Annotated in this window: 2 protein-coding genes and 1 pseudogene; 1 reads left to right on the forward strand and 2 read right to left on the reverse strand. The window is 34.2% G+C overall.

The genetic code is table 11. The features are described 5' to 3' along the window. Positions 1-219, forward strand: a pseudogene (locus RCH18_RS15945) (IS91 family transposase); the annotation flags it as partial. Between the two features lie 230 nt (positions 220-449). Here the strand turns inward: RCH18_RS15945 and RCH18_RS15950 are convergent. Beyond that, positions 450-875, reverse strand: a complete 426-nt coding sequence (locus tag RCH18_RS15950; RefSeq protein ID WP_326937766.1) for a hypothetical protein — start codon at positions 873-875, stop codon at positions 450-452. A 188-nt stretch (positions 876-1,063) separates the two neighbouring features. Continuing rightward, the gene (locus RCH18_RS15955) at positions 1,064-2,533 is read right to left on the reverse strand and encodes an HNH endonuclease (RefSeq protein ID WP_326937767.1); all 1,470 of its coding nucleotides are present in this window, start codon (positions 2,531-2,533) and stop codon (positions 1,064-1,066) included. Positions 2,534-2,739 lie beyond the last annotated feature (206 nt).

Raw genomic sequence — 2,739 nt, forward strand, 5'->3', positions numbered from 1 at the left:
TATGGTTTTTTGAGCAGCAACTGGAAAAGAGAAAAACTAAAACTTTTACAAGAAAAATTAAAGGTAAAAGTACTAGAAAAAGTAGAGAAAAAGCCTTTTTTACCCAAATGCCCTTGTTGCAAAACAGGCAATTTACATCGAATAGCTGCTTTTGACCAGCGTGGTCCTCCTGATTGGTATCTTGGCGATAGCCAAAGTTCAAATCCTAATAAAAATTAACTTTATGGGTAAGGGAAATTGTGCCCATAAGAGAAGGGAATCACGATAAAACTACAGAAATTGCACTCCAAAATAAAAGAGGATTCTAAATCCTCTTGAATTATCAAAACTTCAATAACGACATCCCCATAGGAACGGACTCTCAACCGGTTCCGTTCAACCGCGGGTTCATTGTTCGTTCTTCGAACGCAACGAAACCCTAGCTGTTAGCAGTAGCCAATTTATTTTCTTTACAAATTCTTTTCGGCACAATAAATTGCAAAAACTGTTAGTGGAATTGTAATAAGTAATGAAATTAGCAAAGGTTTCCATATTTTCTTCTTTTCAAAGATTTGTTCTTTTGAAATATATAATCCAAAATAAAATTCAGAAAGTATTAATCCACCAATTATATTAGTCAAAAGTGTATATGTAGAAACTTCTTTTTCCATCAGCCAAGCTATAAAAAATGGTATGACAGTAAGAATTACAGAAGTTTTTAAAACTTTTTTTGCTTCTTTTTCCATTCCGATTTCTTTCAAATTTTGCATCAGAAGAATTCCGCCAAAAAGCGAGCTAAAAAAAATGGAAAAACCAAAAATTGCTTTTTTGGTATAAAATTTCGGTATTCCATTTTGTTCTGAAGTGTTTTCGAGTTTGTTAGTTTCTATTTCCATTTTTCAATTAAGTATTCGGTAGGTCTCTTTTTTTCATTGGTTACTGCTAACGTTTTGCAGCTACCCGAAGGGCGGGATTTTTACCACTGAACTTCATTCGGAGAACTGAACTTTCGGCTTGCACAAATGTGTCTGCGGAGCACGAAACCCCGCCTTTTGGGTAGGTGCTGTTACCTGCTGCTGTTATTTCAGTCGTCATTTTTCAGTCGTGATTTAAGTTCGTCAATTGTCAACGGTGGTTCTTGTTTATGTAACATTGAATGGCAATTTGGGCAAACTGGAATTAAGTCGTTAATTGGGTCAACTTGATAAACTTTACCGATTTGTGAAACAGGTGTCAAGTGATGAACATGAATAAAACCCTTTCCTATTTCTCCGTATGTTTTTTCAAAGTCAAAAGAGCAAACAGCACAAATGGCTTTCCAATGTTTTACGCAAAGCTGTCTTGCTTTTGAATTCCTTTCGTATGAGTTTACGATTACTGACCGCTTAATACCTTCAAAAAGTTCTTCAGTATTTTCTGTTGGAAGTTCGTCAGGATAAGTTTCATCACCTGTCAAGCCTGTTGCAATTAATGCTTCAACTAATTCAGGTCTTAATTGCCAAACAAACTTTGTCCCTTCGTCCCAACCGTTAAAAAACAAATCCCAAAACTTAAATTTTTCAGCACTTCTTGCAGTAAAGTTTATGTCGTAATGTTCGGCAATACGTTTTGCATATCGTCCAATTTCGAGATTTAATGGCGGATGAGTAGTTTCTAAAATTAGGGCGACTTGACTTGCATAGGCTTTGTGGTTTTGAAAAGAATACAAGGCTTGAAAAATTGCTAAAGCAAGTTCACTAGTTAATTTTTCGTTTTGCAATATTTCAGTCCATTCCAAACTGTTTAGTTCAGATGATTTTGAAAAAATATCTTTAGGAATTGTTACGTGGTTTTCTTGCTTTACATTTGTCTCAAGGCTTGGTTTGGCTTGCGTTTCTTTGGTCGTAACTCTCATTTGATTGCCAAGTATCCACAAAAATGAGTGTGCGTCTAATAAAGTTGCATTCTTGTCTTTCGTTTTTAGAAAGTCACGAACTTGTTTAATTAAGTCAAGATAATTTGAATAGTTGTCCCAAGAAAGATTATGACTTGTTTTAAAACTTGGTAGGCCGATAATTTCAAATATTTCGTCAAACTTCGCCTGAGAAATTGGCATAAATCTATTTCTGTCTTTGATGAAAAATAGATACGCTATAAATTGATAACTTAATTTCTCGTCAATGAAAGTTTCAAATGCTTGTTGGTCTGAAATTTTGCTTTTGTAAAAATTAAATAGTGTTGTTTCAAGATTTTTGTTTTTACCCGTTTTAGCAAAATCATCTTTTTTTCTCCAGTCCACAAGGTTGTTATCAACCATTTGAAAACTGTGATTTACTCTTGTCTTAATTGCTGAACTTACAGATTGTTGAATTTTACCTGTTCCAATGTCTTCAGGTTTCCACCATTTTTGTCCTAAATTTTCTCTCGCTTCGTCATAAACAGAATATTTGTAATTCTCGGCTGTGTCAATAAAAGCAGAAGTCTTAAAATCAATAAACGGTTTTTTGTCCGCTGTCGAAACAAAGTTTACGAAGTCGTTAAAAAGTCGGTCTAATATTTCTGTCGTTATGTTCATTGTTTAGTGTCGTGCTACAGTTGCAGGTAACGTCAGTCTGTGAAAAAACTACTGTTTTATTTGCATCAAATATAGTATTTAATTTTGTTTATAAGCGAGAAAATTTGTACGTTTAAAGATGCAACATATATCCGGAACATCGCGTCAACAGTTACAAATAAGCAGTTTAGAAGATAAAATCGCTGTGGATAATCCAATTCGATTTA

The organism is Flavobacterium sp. PL11, from assembly GCF_035985025.1.
Taxonomy (GTDB): domain Bacteria; phylum Bacteroidota; class Bacteroidia; order Flavobacteriales; family Flavobacteriaceae; genus Flavobacterium.